The organism is Sporosarcina sp. FSL K6-6792 (genome assembly GCF_038004885.1).
GTDB lineage: Bacteria > Bacillota > Bacilli > Bacillales_A > Planococcaceae > Sporosarcina > Sporosarcina psychrophila.
Genome location: NZ_JBBOSA010000001.1, coordinates 4,497,980 through 4,517,335, shown reverse-complemented (window position 1 = coordinate 4,517,335; position 19,356 = coordinate 4,497,980). Strand labels below are relative to the sequence as shown.

Below are 19,356 nucleotides of genomic sequence, written 5' to 3'. Positions count from 1 at the left end.
TTCGACATTTCGACGGAATGGTTGGACACTCTACCACGTTCGTTGGACTCTTCAACATAATGGTTGGACACTCTACCACGTTCGTTGAACACTTCAGCTTAATGGTTGGAAACCACCGCGTTTGTTGGATAGTTCAGCTAAATGGTTGGGCACTCTACCGCTCTCGTTGGATAGTACGGGAACAAGACACCCCAAAAAAAGCACCAGCCAAATTGCAGCCGGTGCTACCAATTAAAACTTCGATCCAGTATCTCCGAACTCTTGGAGCAGTTCTCCAAAACTTTTATTTTTCTCACGTTCTTTGCGTTCAAGGCGAATTTGCTCTTGGCGTTCCTCTTCTTTCGTCTCTTCAGCAGCTGACAATGCCTTTTTTGCCGCTTTCAATTTTTCAAGAATATCATCATCAAGTGCATCGGAAAATACCGATCCTTCATTGTCTCTTTTTTTCGGCTGAGGTGCAGTTTGTTTACGTTTTTTCGCCATTCATTTCACCTACTCTCGTTCATTATCGTGTAACGATTGTTGCGACTCCCTGTCCCCCACCTATGCATAGCGTGGCAAGTCCGGATTTCACATCACGACGTTTCATCTCATGGAGAAGTGTAACTAGGATGCGTGCCCCACTAGCCCCGATTGGATGGCCAAGTGCTATTGCACCGCCATTAACATTCAGTTTTGATGCGTCAAATTCAAGTTCTTTTCCGACCGCGATTGACTGTGCTGCAAATGCTTCGTTCGCTTCTATCAAATCAATTTCGGATAGTTGCATATTGGCTTTAGTGAGTGCTTTTTTAACGGCTTCCACAGGACCCAGACCCATAACTGAAGGATCGACGCCCGCATTACCATTCGCTACGATTGTTGCTAGTGGCGTCAAGCCAAGCTCGTCTGCTTTTTCTTTCGACATAATAACGAATGCTGCTGCACCGTCGTTAATACCTGAAGCATTTCCGGCTGTTACACTGCCATCTTTTTTGAATGCCGGTCGCAGTTTACCGAGCTTGTCTGCAGTTGTTCCGGCTTTGACGTATTCGTCTTGATCGAAAAGGATAGGATCGCCTTTTCGCTGCGGGATTTCAATCGCAACGATTTCTTCGGCGAAAGTTCCGGCTTCAATTGCTGCCGCCGCTTTTTGTTGTGATGCTGCCGAAAATGTATCTTGCTCTTCACGGGTAATTGAATATCGATCACAAAGATTTTCTGCTGTGATGCCCATATGATAATCATTGAATGCACACCAAAGTCCATCTGAAATCATACTGTCGATAATTTTTTGGTCCCCCATTTTAAAGCCTTCTCGGCCATTTTTCATTATGTATGGGGCTTGGCTCATGTTTTCCATACCGCCTGCAACAATAATATCCGCATCTCCTGCAATAATTGCTTGACGTGCAAGATGCACAGCTTTCAATCCAGAGCCACATACTTTATTAATTGTCAGAGCAGGAACGGTTTCAGGTAGTCCCGCTTTCATTGCCGCTTGCCGCGCCGGATTTTGACCTAATCCAGCCTGTAGGACATTCCCCATGATTACTTCGTCAACGCTCTCTGGTGCCACCCCTGCACGTTTCAATGCCTCTTTAATAACTGTCGCCCCAAGATCTGTTGCCGGTATATCTTTCAATGAACCAAGGAACGATCCGATAGCAGAACGAACCGCACTGATGATTACGACTTCTTTCGACATTTCTTTTCCCCCATTCCCTTATTTAAGTTGCCTGTATATGCATCCCTTCATTACAATATACTAGAGGAGGGATGATATGTTCATTTTACCAAACAACGTCACAATAATCGAGGTTGGTCCACGCGATGGGCTACAAAACGAAAAGAAACATGTCAATGAAAATGACAAGCTAGCATTTATTGAGGCTTTACAAGGGGCAGGCATTCAAGAAATGGAGCTAACTTCGTTTGTATCACCGAAATGGGTGCCGCAAATGGCGGATGCAAAAACGATTGTAGAAAAGTCAAAAAAGGTCGGCAGGCAATTCGTCCTTGCACCGAATGACAAAGGTGCCGAGCTTGCAATTGAAGCTGGTGCGACCAGTATTGCCGTGTTCGTTGGGGTGAGCAATACATTTAACAAAAAAAACATTAACCAAACAACCGCTGAAAGCATCGATGCGCTGCAGCCCGTCTTTGCGAAATTAAAAATAAATGACGTTTTTATACGGGCTTGTATTTCAACTGCGTTTTATTGTCCGTATGAAGGGAAGATAGAGATAGAGGATGTCGTCGCACTTTGTAAACGATTTGTCGCTATGGGTGCGAACGAACTTAGTGTCGCGGATACGATTGGGAAGGCGAATCCCCGTGAAAGTTATGAGTTATTCAAGACATTGAAAGAAGAATTTCCAGACGTACTGTTGACAGCTCATTTCCACGATACACGCAAAATGGCGATAGCAAATATTTTTGCTGCGCTACAAGCAGGTATCAACCGTTTTGATACGTCTGCAGGCGGCTTGGGTGGCTGTCCATTCGCACCAGGGGCAACAGGCAATGTTGCGACTGAAGATGTTGTCAACATGCTCGATACGCTCGGCATCGAAACCGGTGTCGATGTAAAAAAAGTTTGTCAAGCAGTCCAAGTGATTGCGCCGCATGTGTCACGGCCAATTGACACAGGAATGTACAGATTGTTTGAGAACGATCAACTGTAAAGGGAGTTGAGTGGGTTGAAACGGCGCGTTCTTTATATAACCGGTGTGATCTCTAGCATTGTTACAGCGTTACTGAGCATTTTCGGATTTCTCGCAACGAATAGACTGATGTTTTTGAAGTTGAAGGATTCCAACTTTATTTTAGAACGTGAAATTATTTCGAAACGGTTCGATGAACATTGGTATGAAACAGTGCGCAAAGACAATATGTGGATTGAGTCACCAAACGGTTATTTATTGAAAGCGGTCTTTCTAAAACCACTTGAAACGGCAAGAACGGTAATTATTTGTCACGGCGTAACGGAAAATAAAATCAATTCAATGAAATATGCCCGTCTTTTTGAACGTCTTGGATTTAATTCTGTCATTTATGATCATCGACGACATGGTGATTCAGGAGGAAGGACGACAAGTTTTGGATATTATGAAAAGATTGATTTACAGGTAATTGTCCGTGCGGTACGGGAACGAATAGGAAAGCGGGCATTGCTCGGTATCCACGGTGAATCAATGGGTGCTGCAACGACGATATTATATGCAGGAACCTTTAAGGATGAAGCAAATTTTCATATCGTCGATTGTCCGTTTTCTGATTTCTCCGAGCAGATTCTTCATATTTTACGCACAAATACGCCTATACGATCATCAATGGCTCTACGTGTTGCTAACGTCTTTCTTAAAATGCGCGATGGCTATACCCTGAACCTTGTCTCTCCACGAGAAGTCGTCAGAAACATTACTAAACCGGTTCTGTTCATCCACAGTTTGGAAGACGATTTCATCCTTCCCTATATGACAGAGGAATTGCACGAAGCAAAGCAAGGCGACAAAATGTTGAAACTTTTTAAAAAAGGTGCACACGCCAAATCGTTCAATGATAATCCGGTGCAATACGAAAAAACAGTACAGGAATTTCTAGGACGGTTTAAATTTAGAGATTGAAGAAATAAACAAGTTATGAACCATTGAACTGTACCCCGAATTTCGGACACTTTGAAAAAAGACCCGAAATTCGGGGTTTTTGTTTAACTTTTTTTTGCGGGACCAAACGTAAATACCTTGCTACCGATCATAAATGCCCCGCTATCAATCATATCCTATGCGAACCGATCATTAACTACTCACGACCAATCATATCCCACGCCTACCGAGCATTAACTACTCACGACCCATCATATACCACGCCGACCGAGCATTAACGACACTCGACCGATCATATCCCACGCCAACCGAGCATTAACTACTCACGACCGATCATATACCACGCTGACCGAGCATAAACTTCACACGACCGATCATATACCACGCCAACCGAGCATTAACTACTCACGACCGATCATATCCCACGCCTACCGAGCATAAACTTCACACGACCGATCATATCCCACGCCTACCAAGCATAAACTTCACTCGACCGATCATATCCCCGAGCGTTTACTTATCCTCAGTAGGAAATCAATATATTCCTAGACAACAAAAAACCATCTTTCCTGTCAAGCGTTCAACAGAAAAAATGGCTTATTAAGTGATCGGTAGAAAGTTTAAGTAATCCGAGTAAATTTCAGGTGAAAGATTAACCTATGTATAAAAATTTGCAGGCTTTCCTTTTCACTAATCCTTTACATCCCCATTAATAACAGGTATTACGTAATTACTTTTTAACCTTTTTATCTTTTTTGTCACTTACTTTGTTCATTTGGTTCATCATTTGATTGATTTTTTTCTGTGAGGGTTTTTGTCCCATTTGCATCATCATCATACGTAACATGTCTTCATTAATCGGTGGGTTATCTTTCAAATATTTCATCATATATTGACGTGCAATGAAAAATCCGAGGGCCACACCTGCTAATAGCGCGACGATGATCAAAACGATCCACCATACTGTAGTCATCCGCTATACCTCCTCTACTTCAGTTATTCGATTTTACTCTACCATGATGGATTATACAACATTGCACTAGTGAATAGCAATGGACCACAATTAAATATTCTAATCATCGCATAAGAGAATTTCTTACTTCACACTATTTAAACAGACAAAATAGACCCTATTTTTGAGATTTGGGTCCTTTTTGTCCCTATCCTATAAATATCATGTCAAAGATATGCGGCTTCTTCATATGAACGAAAATCAGTCGTTTTGACAGGTTTCAGCCATCCCCATTCCCCGTGCCCATCCATAACAGCGAAGAAGCGATCTGCCGCCCCAGATAGGGCAACAAACAAATCTAAATCAAGCATGCGGGATCCGTCGCAAAAGACATTAAGCGAATACGATGATAACGAAATAAGAATGGATCCTTTGACGGGATGCGTCAGTTTGTATTCCCCATTTCGGGATTCAATCGACGTAAATCCTTCGCCAAGGTTTGCAATGATAGCCTCATCAATCATTTTCTCTTCAAGCCTGTCACATAAGTAATGGACTTCAGGCATACAATCATTATTCTGCTCGTCTTCTTTTAATAGGTCATACAACAGCCGTTCACGTCCAATGACGAATGGCTGGTACATTTCTTTCACTTTATAAATTCCGTATGATCGCAATATCGCCACCCCCTAGAGATAATCCTACATGGTTTGATATAAAAAGGTTGTCATATTGCGGAATAGAACTGCACTATTATTGTCGGAAAAGATGGATAACTAAAAATTCTGTCAAGTAGTCTTGAAAAACAGTCCCGATTGCCAGAGTTTCTTCGGCGATCGGGACTGTTTCATTTATTTTTAGTTGTTGATTAACATTTTCACAGTTGCAAGAACATTGTCCTCTGTGAAGCCAAATTCTTTGATGACAGTATCTCCAGGTGCACTTGCTCCGAAAGTGTCAATCGCAATGATTGCTCCTTCGTCACCAACATATTTATGCCACCCTAATGAAACACCCATTTCGATACCAAGACGTTTTTTTACGTCTTTCGGCAATACGCTTTGTTTGTATGCATCGTCTTGTTTCTCAAACAGGTCCCACGAAGGCATTGAAACAACAGTAACATCGATTCCTTCAGCTAATAGTTTCGCCTGTGAAGATACCGCTAAGCTAACTTCAGAACCGGTTGCAATTAAAATTGCGTCCGCTTGTTTTTTGCTTGCAGGGGATACGATGTAAGCTCCTTTTTTGACGCCTTCCATCGCAAGTTCAGCTGACTTCGGAAGGACAGTCAAGTTTTGACGAGACAATACTAGTGCAGTTGGCGAGTTCTTCGACGATACTGCAATATTCCAAGCAGCTGCAGTTTCGTTAGCGTCAGCCGGACGAATAACTGACAATCCAGGCATCGCACGAAGCGCAGCAAGTTGTTCAACTGGCTCATGTGTAGGACCGTCTTCACCAACAGCTACGCTGTCGTGTGTAAATACGTATGTGACAGGGATACCCATCAGTGATGAAAGTCGGATTGCGGGACGTACGTAGTCACTGAACACGAAGAACGTCCCACCGAATACATGTAATCCGCCATGTAAAGTCATTCCGTTTAACGCTGTTCCCATTGCAAACTCACGAACACCGAACCAAATATTACGGCCGGAATAATCGGTAGCAAGGAAATCTCCTGCTCCCTTAATTGTCGTCTTGTTAGAACCTGCAAGGTCCGCACTTCCACCAAAGAACGAAGGAAGCTGTTTAGCAATCGCATTGATAGCGTCACCAGATGCAGAACGTGTCGCGTGAGATGAACCCGCTTCATACGTCGGCAAAGATTTTTCGAAGCCTTCAGGTAGTTTACGCTCGATTGCATCTTTCAATTGCTTCGCAAGATCCGCATGTGTCGTTTCGTATTTTTCAAATAGTGCGTTCCATTCCTGTTCTTTTTGCACGCCCAATTTCTCGGCAGATTCTTGGAATGTTTCATAGACGCCTTCAGGTACATGGAAATCTTCTTCGAACGTCCATTTATAATATTCTTTTGTCAATTTCATTTCATCTTCACCCAGTGGCATACCATGCGCATCTGATTTTCCAGATCTGTTTGGTGACCCGTAACCGATGACCGTTTTAACTTCGATCATTGTCGGACCTCCGACATTGCCTTTAGCTTCTTCGATAGCTGATGAAACGTGGCCAATGTCGTTGCCGTCTTCAACACGGATGTAATTCCAACCATATGATTCAAAGCGCTTACGAATATTTTCAGAGAAAGACATGTCAAGCTCGCCGTCTAGTGAAATATCATTGCTATCATATAGGACAATCAGTTTATTTAACTGCAAGTGACCTGCAAGTGAAATTGCTTCAGCAGCAACGCCTTCCATGAGATCGCCATCACCGCATAGAGCGTATGTGTAGTGGTCGACAACGTCAAAACTTGGTTGATTGTACGTTGCAGCAAGGTGTTGTTCTGCCATTGCCATTCCGACTGCCATACCAATGCCTTGTCCAAGTGGGCCAGTTGTTGCTTCGACACCGACTGTATGACCGTATTCGGGATGTCCTGGTGTTTTAGAGTTCCATTGTCTGAAGTTCTTGATTTCATCCATCGGAAGTCCATAACCGCCAAGATGAAGAAGACTGTATAAAAGCATTGAGCCGTGTCCTGCTGAGAGAACGAAACGGTCACGGTTAAACCACTGTGGATTTGAAGGGTTGTGATGCATATGTTTCGTCCAAAGTGTATAAGCCATCGGAGCAGCCCCCATTGGTAAACCTGGGTGTCCAGAATTCGCTTTTTCGATTGCGTCAATAGAGAGCGTACGGATTGTGTTAATGGCTAGCTGATCAATTTGTTTAGTCATTGTGTACATCCTTCCCGTCATATGTAATTATCTACATATCTTAGTTTAGACAATTCGTGCAGTTAATGCAAAGCTCAGTTTAGATATTTTCCGCCACGGGCGTCTTTCACCTTATCAGGTGTCACATCATTGCCTTCAGTATCAAGAACTTTGACATTCTCAATTGTATTGCGCATTGATGAACGAAATGTCTCTAGATATTCTTTTCGCAGTTGTGTCTGTTCTTTAGCTTCTTCGACCGACAGACCTGACGTCTTCGATTTTTTTGATAGTTCATTAATTCGTTTCATTTTATCAGCTGATAGCATATTATTTCCTCCATTATAGTTTATGACTACAAACGTATACAAAAAGAGCAGAAAGTGCAATAAATCAGCCTTCCTGCTCCACCTCATATTCTTTATACCTGCGATGCACGGTCGCTTTACTAATATCATGCCCGAGTCCTTTCAAGACGCCAGTAATTTCTTCATAGGTTAGTCCTTTGTCCCTCAGTGAAACGATTTCAGCTATTGGCACTTCAATCCGTTCACGACCGTCCAAGTTACCCCTGTTTTTCAAGTTACGCTCGGGTCGATAGCCCTCCCTTACTGCACGTTTCATGCCCCTTTTAATTTTGGCGTTATGTAGTTTACGCTGGTACTCTTCGACGATTGCTAAAATCTCAAGTAACATTGTGTCCATTTCATTGAGCGCTATAGGTCCGCTATCATTATGTGAATAAATCGCCGTGTCCGTTTTTGCCAATAGATGTAAAACTGCCATCCTAGCATTTCCACGTCCAAGTCTGGTTTCGTCTTGGATTAGGATTGCATCGACTTCCTCATCACGGATGTAATCCAGCAAACTTAGAAGCCCCTCACGGTCAATGTCAAAACCGCTGTGCTTATCCATAAATGTCGCGACATGTTCGAGACCGAGTTCAGCTGCCAAGTCCACTAGCTCCTCTTCCTGCCTCACCAGTGACAGTTCCTGCGTTTCTTTCTCAGTGCTCACCCGGCAATAGATGACACATCTTTTATAGTGCCCTGTCATCGATTAACACCCGCCAGTTGTGTATTGTTTTCCCCTACAGTCCGTACAGCAGGCAAAAGTAAATCCTCGCCTTTTTTTATTGTAGCAGATGATAGGTCATTCAATTTTATCACTTCTTTGATCCATTTATCTGTAGACATATTATCCGAGTGAAGATAAGCGAGACCCCAAAGCGTATCCCCTTCAGTGATTGTTATTTTCGTGACCATTTGTTCCTTCTCGTATTTACTTACACCTATAATTGCAAAAACCATACATAAAACGATAATAAGTACAACATAGCTATTTCTTTTAATAAAAGTCATCATTTTTCCCCCTTACGAATACTTGTTCGGAATGCTTGTTCTTATTATAGAAAAGGAATATGAGATTGTCAACACTTATTCGAACCTGTGTTTGCCATTTATACAAGAGACTGATATAATGAATCTATCGAAAAGACTAGATTGTCGGGAATTTATTTCACGACTTTCGGAAATTAGCAGAATATAAGGTGAGAGGTGAATAGGATGCAAAAAATTTCAAAAAGACAGGAAGATATTTTATCTTTCATTAAATCTGAAGTGAAGAAAAAAGGTTATCCACCATCCGTGAGAGAAATTGGCGAGGCTGTCGGTTTGGCATCAAGTTCGACTGTTCACGGTCATTTAGCGCGATTAGAAAGCAAAGGTTTCATAAGAAGAGACCCGACAAAACCGAGAGCAATTGAAGTACTCGATCCAGAAGGCTTAGAAACGTTGAAACCCGGCGTTCTTCACGTACCTCTTGTCGGTAAAGTTACGGCTGGTCTTCCAATTACAGCTATTGAAAATATCGAAGAGTACTTCCCACTACCTGAATCTTTTGGTACATCGGAAGACAATCTGTTCATGCTTGAAATAGTTGGTAACAGTATGATTGAGGCCGGAATTTTGAATGGCGACTATGTTGTCGTTAAACAACAACAGACAGCAAATAACGGCGAGATTGTCGTGGCAATGACCGAATACGATGAAGCTACAGTGAAACGTTTCTTTAAAGAAAAAGATTATTTCCGTCTGCAACCTGAGAATGCTTCAATGGATCCAATCATCCTTGATAACGTATCAATTCTAGGTAAGGTAGTTGGCGTTTATCGTATGATTCATTAATTCTAAGTATGCAAAAGGGCTGTTTCCTTCGATTGAAGGAAACAGCCCTTTTTATTTGTAGCGTTGACGTGACAGTTTTCGGCTTTGCCATGACAGTTCACCGTCTTGCCCTCACAATTCCGCCGATTACCGTGACAGTTCGGCGTTGCCATTACAGTTTACCGCTTTGCCCTCACAGTTCCGCCGATTACCGTGACAGTTCGGCGTTGCCATTACAGTTTACCGCTTTGCCCTCACAGTTTCGCCGATTGCCATGACAGTTCGTTAAATTTAATTCCCGATTAAGTTTTCCTTAACTAATTTACCAATTGAGGACAACACAGCTACTTTTACATGCTCGTACGTCAAGCCACCTTGGACATACGCCGTATAGGGCGGTCTGATGGGGCCGTCTGCCGTCAGTTCGATGCTGGAGCCTTGGATGAATGTCCCTGCCGCCATGATGACATCGTCGGTGTAGCCGGGCATATACGACGGCTCAGGGGCGTAGTGCGCATTGATAGGTGAGTTTTCTTGAATTGACCGACAGAACGCAATCATTTGATCGGCATTTTCAAAGGATACCGACTGAATTAGATCAGTTCTTTTTTCTGTGTAATGCGGCGATGTGTTGAGTCCGAAACTTTCTAGAAGTGCTGCGGTGAAAAGCGCTCCTTTTACGGCTTGACTGACAACATGCGGCGCTAGGAAAAATCCTTGGTACATTTCCCGCAGCGTATCCAGCGATGCCCCGGCTTCTGCCCCTAGACCTGGTGAAGTCATCCGGTATGCACACTTTTCAACTAGGTCTGCACGCCCAGCGATATAACCACCCGTTCTTGCGAGTCCTCCACCTGGATTTTTGATCAGTGAACCTGCCATTAAGTCAACACCGACTTGAATCGGCTCTTGTTCCTCGACAAATTCGCCGTAACAGTTGTCAACAAACACAACGAGGTCAGGATTGATGGCCTTCACTTTACGTACCATTTCACCGATTTCATCCACCATGAAAGATGGACGGTCTGAATAGCCTTTTGACCGCTGGATACCAATCATTTTCGTCTTACTGTGAATGTTTTTAGCGACTTCTGCAAAATCGACTGTACCATCTTCATTCAAATCGATATGTTTATAGGTGATGCCATAATCATGCAGTGAACCCGTGTCTTTCCCTTTTCCAGAAACAATGGAGTCCAATGTGTCATAAGGTTTCCCTGTAATATAAAGGAGTTCATCACCTGGTCGCAGGATTCCGAAAAGACTGATTGAAATAGCATGTGTTCCAGATATAATTTGATTGCGTACTAGGCAATCTTCTGCTCCAAAAACGTCAGCGTATACTTGTTCCAATACATCTCGGCCCGCGTCATCATAGCCGTAACCTGTTGAGCCAGTCAGGTGAAAATCGCTCACCGTATTTTTACGGAACGCAGCGAGTACTTTCCGTTGATTGTAAAAGGCAGTTTTTTCGATACCTTTGAAAAATGGTGCAAGTTTCTCTTCGATTGCTTCCGCATTCTCAAATAAAAGGTCGTCTTGTTCTGTAAACATAATTGGTATTCCTCATTTCATTAAATAGTCACTTCATTATCTTATCAGTCTGTCCGTAGAGGTCAACGTTTACAAGGTTTTCGTCATTGATTATTAATTGTTATCTGTTAGAATTCTTAAGGGTATATTGAATGGAGGAAATGAAGTGGCTTGGGATGTTTTTAGTTTTATCGGTACGGCAGCATTCGCTATCTCGGGCGCAATTGTTGCGATGGAAGAGGAATATGATATTTTTGGCGTTTATATATTGGGTATGGTCACTGCTTTTGGCGGTGGTGCCGTTCGTAATGTTTTAATAGGTGTGCCTGTCTCTGTATTATGGGATCAGCAATTCTTATTTTTTGTAGCAAGTATTTTGATAACCATTATTTTCTTTTTTTCTAGGTATCTTCTTTCGCATTGGAATAGATGGGGTAATTACTTTGATGCAATTGGATTGGCTGCATTCGCCATTCAAGGCGCCATGCTGGCCATATCACTGAACATGTCAATTTATGCAGTTATGGTTGCAGCAGTTCTAACAGGAGCGGGTGGCGGTGTCATCCGTGATCTGTTAGCAGGTAGAAAACCACTGGTCTTTAAACGGGACATCTACGCAGTGTGGGCAGCACTTGCCGGCCTTATAGTCGGGCTCGGCCTATTCAAGAGTGATCTGGCACTTTATGCGTTACTTGTGGTGACAGCTGGTCTACGTATTTTCTCGCTTGTTTTCCAATGGAAATTGCCAAATGGAAAAATTCATTAAAACCAAAAGCGGAACGGGGATTTTACTCCCTGTTCCGCTTTTGGTTACGTCTAGACTTCGGGCACCTAGAGGCTCGGTCATAAGCTGGTCAGGCTATGTGGCAAAGAACGCCACTTCGTCGGCACGTCTTATGACTGCCGCGGGCCCACAGGATGTGGGTCATGTAGCTGTTGCCACAGGAAGTGGCGCACTTAAGCTACATTCATTTGTTACAGGCGCTTCCGCTTTTGGTTACGTCTAGACTCCAGCGCCTAGAGGCTCGGTCATAAGTCGCTCCAACTATGCGGCAAAAAACGCCGCTTCGTCGGCACGTCTTATGTCTGCCGCGGGCCCACAGGATGTGGGTCATGTAGCTGTTGCCACAGGAAGTGGCGCACTTAAGCTACATTCATTTGTTACAGGCGCTTTCGCTTTTGGTTACGTCTAGACTCCAGCGCCTAGAGGCTCGGTCATAAGTCGGTCCAACTATGCGGCAAAGAACGCCGCTTCGTCGGCACGTCTTATGTCTGCCGCCTCTGACCAGGCGCTTCCGCTTTTGGTTATTCCGTTTCGTCTTTTAAAATTACTGGTTTCGTTGGGACATATGTGGAGATCGCATGTTTATAAATTAGTTGTTGCTTGCCGTCCGACTCAAGCAAGACGGTGTAATTGTCATACGATTTAATAAGTCCTTTCAATTGAAATCCATTCAGTAAGAATACTGTTACAAATGTATTATTCTTTCGTAACGAGTTTAAAAACGTTTCTTGCATGTTAACCTGTTTCATACGCCGAATCCTCCAGTTGTCATAGCTATATTTCTAGTGCTCCACTTACTTTATTCGACCCGGATTATCGAAACCCTTCAAGATTGCCAAAATTCTATTTACAATTTCAGTAGTTCCCAATTCTGCATCGAACCAGCTGATGTCCAGTTTGTTGCGGAAATAGGTCATTTGCCGTTTTGCGTAGTTACGCGTATTTTTTTTAATTAATTCAACAGCGTCGTCTAGTAACAACTTCTCTTCGATATATTGATGAAGTTCTTTATAGCCAATCGCTTGTACAGATTGTACGCCACGAATTTCTTCATCCCATAATCGTTTCGCTTCCTCTAGAAGACCTTTCTCCATCATTATGTCGACACGGAGACCAATCCGTTCATAGAGCACATCCCGGTCCATTTCAAGACCAACAATGAGATGGTCATAAAGAGATGCGTGTCCTGCGTCGTCTTCATGATCTTCCTTTGTTTTACCTGTAACTTCAATGATTTCAAGCGCTCGAACAAGCCGGCGATGATTATTCGGGTGAATTTTTTCAGCACTCACCGGGTCAAGCTCAACCAGTTTTTCATACAGATATGCGGCCCCTTTTTCAGCAAGTTCCTGCTCCAAGCGTTTCCTTACTTCTAGATCCGCCGCTTCTTCTGTAAAACGGAAATCGAACAGTACGGATTGAATGTATAATCCGGTCCCCCCTACGATGATTGGCGTTTTTCCACGGCCCTGTATATCTTTTATCCACTTTCGTACATCCGTTTGGTACTCTGCAACAGAAAAAGGTTCATTCGGTTCTTTTACATCGAATAAATGATGCGGGATGCCATTCATCTCTTCTTCTGTGATTTTGGCTGTCCCAATATCAAGCCCTTTGTATACTTGCATCGCATCACCATTAATGACTTCCCCGCCAATTATTTTGGCAAGTTCAATACTTAACGACGTCTTTCCAGATGCTGTTGGTCCGACGATTGCGATTACTTCAGGATATTTGCTCATTTTTTTCAATCCAGTCATAAACGGTTTTGAATACGTGTTGACGGTTCTTTTCATGGAGCATTTCATGCCTGCCACCTTCAAACAAAAGTACCGTAACATCTTCTAGGCCCGCCTTATTGTATTGCTTTGCTACACTCCAAACCCCTTTTCCACTGTCACCTACCGGATCTTCACTCCCTGAAAAGAGGATAATAGGAAGTTTTTTAGGGATTTTATTTATTTCATCTATGTCATGGATTTCTCCAAGTCCTTTGAATAAATCCGCAAAAAAACGGGTGGTTGGGACTACTCCACAAGCAGGGTCAATCAGATACTTCTCAACGGCTTCAGTATCGGTGGAAAGCCAGTCAAATGGCGTTTTCGGTTGATGAACCGACTTATTAAAACCACCAAAAACGAGTTTGTTCAGGAAATTATCTGGCTGATCAAAACCGTTTTTCTTGCCGTGCATGTAAGCAACTGCCTGCCCTGCGAAGCGGCTTGCACCAGGGTCTCCGCCTGTTCCTGAAAATATTGCCTGGTCAACTTCATTGCCGTGGAGTTGGACATATCTCCGTGCGACGAACGATCCCATACTATGACCGAACAGAATGAAACGCGGGGATGGATACTGCTCCCGGAGTTTCGAAATGACTTCGAAAGCATCCTGAACAACGTGGTCAAATCCGTCTTCATCGGCAAAATGCCCTTTCATTCCGTTCATTTTTGCCGTCTTGCCATGTCCCCGGTGGTCGTGACCAGATACGATATATCCTTTCTCCACGAGATAGTATGCAAATTCTACATATCTGCCAATATGTTCGGACATGCCGTGAAGAAGATGGATATGTCCAACCGGATTACCTTCTGGTTTCATCACGATGGCATGAATTAAAAAACCATCTGACATTTCAAGTGTCGCTTCTCTCATTGGAATGTACCGTCCTTCGCTTTTGTCTCGATCAATATGAACATTTTGATAGGGAATATCGCGTTCCAGTTACGTTTCCGTAATATTTAGTACGGCAAATCACCTCTGAAGACCGGTTAGAGGTCTCTGACGCTAAGTTTCGAATCCTTGGGCTAGCGACTCAAACAATCCACGTGTACATGCATTCAGCACGATTACACAGGTAGTACGAATATACTTCTTCAATCTGCTTTCTACATCACTCGTTTGAACATTTTTTCCAGTTCATACGTCGTGAAATGGATAAGCACCGGCCTGCCATGTGGACAAGTAAATGGATTGTCGACTGCAGATAGATCATTCAACAGCCTTTCCATATCTGCTAGTGTCAAATGGTGATTTGCTTTGATGGAGCGTTTACAACTCATCATAATGGCTGCTTCTTCACGCAATTTACCGATATCAATTTTTCGTGTAGTCAACACTTGCTCAATAATATCTTCGATGATAACCGTCTCTTCTCCTGTTGGAAACCAAGATGGATATTCTTTTACTGCATAGGAAGAAGGTCCAAACTCCTCTAGGAAGATACCGACTTCCTGCAACATACTCATGTTTTCCTCAATTTTCGTTTTCTCGTCTGCTGAGTAATGGAACATAAGAGGAATTAGTAACATTTGACGTTCTTCATTATCCGTCTCACTCAATTTATCCCTAAAAAACTCATACTTTATTCGTTCTTGGGCTGCGTGTTGGTCAATCATGAAGAAACCGTCTTCATTTTGCGCAACAATATAGGTACCATGAACCTGCCCTACTGGCGCTAGAGCCGGGAATTTTTTATCTACTTCTTGTTGTTCAACTTCTTCTAGGGCAATCTGCGGTTCATTGACCATCCAAGGCGTTTGTTCAACGGGATCATTTTCAGGTAGATCATAAGAATCGTACGTTGGTTTTTCTAGTGGTTTCATTGACGGTGCTGACGGTGCTACCACTGTTGTTGGCCTTTCTGTTCGGAATTGATTCCACATATTTACTTGCTCAGATTGATTTTTCTTGGCAGGTTCTTTTTTTATAGCGTCAGGAACGATTGTGTTTTTCCGAATAGCCTTCTGGATAGATTCTTTAATGAGCGCCAGTAACTCGCCCTCTTTACTCATGCGGATATGTTGTTTGGAAGGATGCACATTGACGTCTGTCAAATAGGGATCCCCTTCAACGTTGATAACCGAGATTGGAGAGCGTCCAATCGGCAAATACGTATGGAATGCATCTAGAATTGCATGATTGATTGCATTGCTCTTCACCCATCTGCCATTGACGATTAACGTCATATAGTTTCTTGACGCACGTGTCATTTCGGGCAAAGTTACATGACCTGAAACTTTGTAATCCGCATTCTCGCCCGCGAAGCTCACCATTTTACGGGCGACAGCTATACCGTAAATATCTGAAAGCACACGGCGTTGATCTCCGCTTCCTGCTGTCTGCAATAGTACTTGACTGTAATGCGAAAGTTTAAACGCGATTGTAGGATGGCTTAGTGCAAGTCGATTGACGAGATCGATTGTATGGCCCAGTTCTGTTTGAATTGTTTTCATATATTTTAGTCGTGCAGGCGTATTGAAAAACAATTGAGAAACAGTAATGTCCGTTCCTTTGCGGAATGCCGCATTATCATGTTTGACAAGTCGACCTCCGTCAATTTGGACTTCTGTGCCTTCTGTTTCTCCGTCAGAAGTCCACATAATTATCTTGGACACGGATGCAATACTCGCAAGTGCTTCTCCCCGGAACCCAAGCGTTCGAATTCGGAATAAATCATGGTCATTTGATATCTTACTTGTTGCATGCCGCTCAAACGCTTGAACAGCATCTTTTTTAGACATGCCATTGCCGTTATCTGTTCCACGAATTGTCAGTAGACCGGCTTCCTCAAGTCCAATTTCAATCACAGTACTTTCTGCATCAATCGCATTTTCAACGAGCTCTTTCACGATGGAAGCAGGACGTTCGACGACTTCGCCCGCAGCGATTTTATTGGACAGCGTATCGTCCATCACTTTGATGATGTCTATCGGTCTCACCCTTTCTTAGGTCTGAGCTTTTCTTTCAATTCATGGATGTATTGCAGTGCCTGGAACGGTGTCATATTAAGTAGATCAGCATCGTTCAGATTAGTCAGCACATCTTGCTCTTCTGCCGACAAGGTAACCTGCTCATCGTGTTGAATATCAAAAAAGTTCAATTGCGTTGGTTCATCTTCATGAACCGTTCGTTTTTCCACATTTTCAAATGTAGTGAGTAATGTTTTTGCTCGGTTGAGAAGCGATTCGGGTAGACCTGCAAGATCCGCAACGTAAATTCCGTAACTTTTATCAGCCGGCCCCGCCATCACTTTATGGAGAAAGACGACTTTTCCATCCTGTTCCATTGCAGCGACATGAACATTTTCAAGTCGAGATAGTTCATTATCCAAATTGGTCAGCTCATGATAATGGGTAGAAAACAGTGTATTCGCTCCAATTTCATTGTGAATATGTTCCATCATCGCCTGCGCTAATGCCATACCATCATATGTTGAAGTACCGCGTCCGATTTCATCAAAAAGGAGAAGACTTTGTGCAGTTGCATTTGCGATTGCGAATTGAGATTCCATCATTTCCATCATAAATGTACTTTGTCCTGAAGCTAGGTCATCCGCTGCACCAATTCTTGTGAATATTTGATCGGTAACAGGAAGTGACGCCTGATCGCAAGGTACGTAGCAGCCAATCTGCGCCATCACGACAATGAGCGCTACTTGCCGCATGTATGTACTTTTACCGGACATATTTGGTCCCGTGATAAGCAACATATTCGCTTCATCAGTCAATTTGCAGTTATTAGGAACATAAAGAGAATGGTCAATCATCTTTTCAACGACCGGATGACGCCCGTTCTTGATTTCCAATGCTTTTCCATCGTGAAATACTGGTTTTACGTAGTTACGCTTTTCCGAAACCGCTGCGAATGAAAGAAGGACATCCAGTTCGCTTAAGACACTTGCAAGATGCTGAATATGCCTAATATGTGTTTTCATGGAATCCCGAACCTTACTGAATAACTGATACTCTAGCTCTAGTCCTCCCGCTTCCGCATTGAGGATAAGATCTTCCTTCTCTTTTAGCTCAGGAGTTATGTAACGTTCAGCATTCGCAAGCGTCTGCTTTCTTTCATATCGTTCCAAATCGGCAAGGTGGATATTGGATTTCGTAATCTCTATATAATAGCCGAATATTCTGTTGTATCCTATTTTTAACGATTTAATGCCTGTCCGCTCGCGTTCCTCGCGTTCAAGTTCTGCAAGCCACGCCTTACCATTTTTTGAAGCATCACGGTATTGGTCGAGTTTTTCATCGTAGCCATCCTTGATGATGCCGCCTTCTTTAACGGATAGTGGCGGATTTTCAGCAATTGCTAGTTCAAGAATGTGTAGCGCTTCTTCGCAACCGTCAATTCGTTCGGAAAACTGATTTAGTAACGGTCTTTCTGATTCATGAAGTGCTTTTTTGATGTTTGGGACACGACGGAGTGAGTTACGAAGTTGTGCAAGATCCCTTCCACTCGCACTTCCCATTGAAATTCGCCCAGCGAGTCTCTCTAAATCGTATACTTCTTTTAGGCTTGTCTTCAATTCATCCCGCAGAAAAAACTCTTCAATAAGTTCAGTTACTGCATCCAGTCGATTTTCAATGGCTCTTTTCTCAGCTAATGGCTGATGAATCCACATTTTTAATTTACGGGCGCCCATCGCTGTAACAGTCTCGTCAAGCAACCAGTAAAGCGTGCCATCCTTGCTACCATTGCGAATTGATTGGATGAGTTCCAGATTACGCATTGAATTGGCATCAATGGATAGTTTCGTTTGTTTCTGGATAAATTCGAATGGACGTATATGATCGAGTGCCGTTTTCTGTGTGCGCCTAACATAAGATACAAGCATGCTACATGCTTCCTTGACCTCGTTCGGAATTGCACCAAAAAGATTCTCCATTTCGAACTGTTCCTCGCCATACTCGATGGACAATACAATACTGCGTTTCGCCATGCTATCACTGAGAGCGAGATGCAGTCCTTCATCGACAACGACTTCTTTCATACCCAGTGCCTCGATTTCGGCAATCAGCGTCCGCTCGTCGCCTTCCACAGACTCCACTTTACCTTCACCAGTTGCTAGGTCAAGATAAGCGAGTGCATACTTATTGCCATCAATAATGTCAGCCGATCCGATGAAATGATTCGTGTTCGCATCAATTGTTTTTCCTTCAGTCATCGTACCAGGGGTAATGATTTTAACGACTTCTCTTTTGACGATGCCTTTCGCTTCTTTTGGATCTTCCGTCTGCTCACAAATAGCCACTTTATGCCCTTTACGTACGAGCGTTTCTATATAACCTGCAGCCGCATGATAGGGTACACCGCACATTGGAATCCGATCGCGACTCCCAGAATCCCGACTGGTTAATGTAATTTCAAGAATTTGAGATGCTTCTTCCGCATCCGTGAAAAACAGTTCATAGAAATCGCCTAATCTAAAAAACAGAAAGGCATCTTTATGTTCGGATTTCACTTTTAAATATTGTTGGATCATTGGTGTGTGTGTTGTCATTTTTTAACCTCGCTACAAATTCTATTTTTTATTATTATAACAAACTTGGGCAACGAAGAGCCCAAGTTCTGCGTGATTTTTACGGTCTTCAAAAATCTAAGCAAATACCGGACAACGAAGAGTCCGGTATTTGTGTAATTGCAACTTCGTTAATTCAACTTCGTTAATTCAACTTCGTTAATTCAAATTGCAACATTTCGATTCTAACTG

Annotated in this window: 19 protein-coding genes; 5 read left to right on the top strand and 14 right to left on the bottom strand. The window is 43.0% G+C overall.

Annotated elements, in window-relative coordinates; all coding sequences use genetic code 11:
- Nucleotides 1-231 precede the first annotated feature (231 nt).
- Nucleotides 232-483 (bottom strand): DUF3886 domain-containing protein, encoded by a 252-nt coding sequence (locus MKZ26_RS21645; RefSeq protein ID WP_067211039.1) that lies wholly within the window; start codon nt 481-483, stop codon nt 232-234.
- 22 nt (nt 484-505) lie between these two features.
- The gene (locus MKZ26_RS21640; RefSeq protein ID WP_340767493.1) at nt 506-1,687 is read right to left on the bottom strand and encodes an acetyl-CoA C-acetyltransferase; all 1,182 of its coding nucleotides are present in this window, start codon (nt 1,685-1,687) and stop codon (nt 506-508) included.
- Between the two features lie 76 nt (nt 1,688-1,763).
- On the opposite strand from MKZ26_RS21640, the gene MKZ26_RS21635 reads away from it, so the two are divergent.
- Nucleotides 1,764-2,666 (top strand): hydroxymethylglutaryl-CoA lyase, encoded by a 903-nt coding sequence (locus tag MKZ26_RS21635; protein ID WP_340767492.1) that lies wholly within the window; start codon nt 1,764-1,766, stop codon nt 2,664-2,666.
- A 15-nt stretch (nt 2,667-2,681) separates the two neighbouring features.
- Complete coding sequence (locus MKZ26_RS21630; protein WP_340767491.1) at nt 2,682-3,608, top strand: alpha/beta hydrolase; 927 nt, start codon at nt 2,682-2,684, stop codon at nt 3,606-3,608.
- A gap of 709 nt (nt 3,609-4,317) precedes the next feature.
- Here the strand turns inward: MKZ26_RS21630 and MKZ26_RS21625 are convergent.
- From MKZ26_RS21625 to yneA, 6 genes are all read right to left on the bottom strand, one after another.
- On the bottom strand, nt 4,318-4,560 hold the full coding sequence (locus MKZ26_RS21625; RefSeq protein WP_067211048.1) for a YneF family protein: 243 nt from the start codon (nt 4,558-4,560) through the stop codon (nt 4,318-4,320).
- A gap of 206 nt (nt 4,561-4,766) precedes the next feature.
- Nucleotides 4,767-5,216: a sporulation inhibitor of replication protein SirA gene (gene sirA / locus MKZ26_RS21620; protein ID WP_067211050.1), complete on the bottom strand. Its 450-nt coding sequence runs from the start codon at nt 5,214-5,216 to the stop codon at nt 4,767-4,769.
- Between the two features lie 180 nt (nt 5,217-5,396).
- On the bottom strand, nt 5,397-7,403 hold the full coding sequence (gene tkt / locus MKZ26_RS21615) for a transketolase (protein ID WP_338655923.1): 2,007 nt from the start codon (nt 7,401-7,403) through the stop codon (nt 5,397-5,399).
- 74 nt (nt 7,404-7,477) lie between these two features.
- Complete coding sequence (locus MKZ26_RS21610) at nt 7,478-7,711, bottom strand: DUF896 domain-containing protein (protein ID WP_338655921.1); 234 nt, start codon at nt 7,709-7,711, stop codon at nt 7,478-7,480.
- A 64-nt stretch (nt 7,712-7,775) separates the two neighbouring features.
- A complete protein-coding gene (locus tag MKZ26_RS21605; RefSeq protein ID WP_340767490.1) occupies nt 7,776-8,438 on the bottom strand; it encodes a YneB family resolvase-like protein in 663 nt (220 codons plus the stop codon).
- Complete coding sequence (gene yneA / locus MKZ26_RS21600; protein WP_340767489.1) at nt 8,435-8,743, bottom strand: cell division suppressor protein YneA; 309 nt, start codon at nt 8,741-8,743, stop codon at nt 8,435-8,437. Before yneA ends, MKZ26_RS21605 begins: the two co-directional genes overlap by 4 nt.
- Nucleotides 8,744-8,947: 204 nt before the next feature.
- Here yneA and lexA point away from each other — a divergent pair, with 204 nt between their 5' ends.
- Nucleotides 8,948-9,568: a transcriptional repressor LexA gene (gene lexA, locus MKZ26_RS21595; RefSeq protein WP_067211062.1), complete on the top strand. Its 621-nt coding sequence runs from the start codon at nt 8,948-8,950 to the stop codon at nt 9,566-9,568.
- Nucleotides 9,569-9,838: 270 nt separating this feature from the next.
- On the opposite strand, the gene MKZ26_RS21590 is transcribed toward lexA, so the two are convergent.
- A complete protein-coding gene (locus MKZ26_RS21590) occupies nt 9,839-11,101 on the bottom strand; it encodes a methionine gamma-lyase family protein (protein ID WP_340767488.1) in 1,263 nt (420 codons plus the stop codon).
- Between the two features lie 145 nt (nt 11,102-11,246).
- On the opposite strand from MKZ26_RS21590, the gene MKZ26_RS21585 reads away from it, so the two are divergent.
- Both MKZ26_RS21585 and MKZ26_RS21580 read left to right on the top strand, forming a co-directional pair.
- Nucleotides 11,247-11,846 carry a trimeric intracellular cation channel family protein gene (locus MKZ26_RS21585; protein WP_340767487.1) on the top strand — a complete coding sequence of 200 codons (600 nt, stop codon included), beginning with the start codon at nt 11,247-11,249 and terminating at the stop codon, nt 11,844-11,846.
- Complete coding sequence (locus tag MKZ26_RS21580; RefSeq protein WP_340767486.1) at nt 11,830-12,087, top strand: hypothetical protein; 258 nt, start codon at nt 11,830-11,832, stop codon at nt 12,085-12,087. Before MKZ26_RS21585 ends, MKZ26_RS21580 begins: the two co-directional genes overlap by 17 nt.
- 298 nt (nt 12,088-12,385) lie before the next feature.
- Here MKZ26_RS21580 and hfq read toward each other — a convergent pair whose 3' ends face one another.
- The 5 genes from hfq to mutS form a co-directional block, all read right to left on the bottom strand.
- On the bottom strand, nt 12,386-12,613 hold the full coding sequence (gene hfq, locus MKZ26_RS21575) for an RNA chaperone Hfq (protein ID WP_067211068.1): 228 nt from the start codon (nt 12,611-12,613) through the stop codon (nt 12,386-12,388).
- A gap of 45 nt (nt 12,614-12,658) precedes the next feature.
- The gene (gene miaA, locus MKZ26_RS21570; protein ID WP_445683467.1) at nt 12,659-13,624 is read right to left on the bottom strand and encodes a tRNA (adenosine(37)-N6)-dimethylallyltransferase MiaA; all 966 of its coding nucleotides are present in this window, start codon (nt 13,622-13,624) and stop codon (nt 12,659-12,661) included.
- Complete coding sequence (locus tag MKZ26_RS21565; RefSeq protein ID WP_340767485.1) at nt 13,590-14,516, bottom strand: alpha/beta hydrolase; 927 nt, start codon at nt 14,514-14,516, stop codon at nt 13,590-13,592. The genes miaA and MKZ26_RS21565 overlap by 35 nt, the downstream gene beginning before the upstream one ends.
- Nucleotides 14,517-14,749: 233 nt before the next feature.
- Nucleotides 14,750-16,573 carry a DNA mismatch repair endonuclease MutL gene (gene mutL, locus MKZ26_RS21560; RefSeq protein WP_340767712.1) on the bottom strand — a complete coding sequence of 608 codons (1,824 nt, stop codon included), beginning with the start codon at nt 16,571-16,573 and terminating at the stop codon, nt 14,750-14,752.
- Nucleotides 16,574-16,578: 5 nt separating this feature from the next.
- Nucleotides 16,579-19,146 (bottom strand): DNA mismatch repair protein MutS, encoded by a 2,568-nt coding sequence (gene mutS, locus MKZ26_RS21555; protein ID WP_067211073.1) that lies wholly within the window; start codon nt 19,144-19,146, stop codon nt 16,579-16,581.
- Between the last annotated feature and the right edge of the window lie 210 nt (nt 19,147-19,356).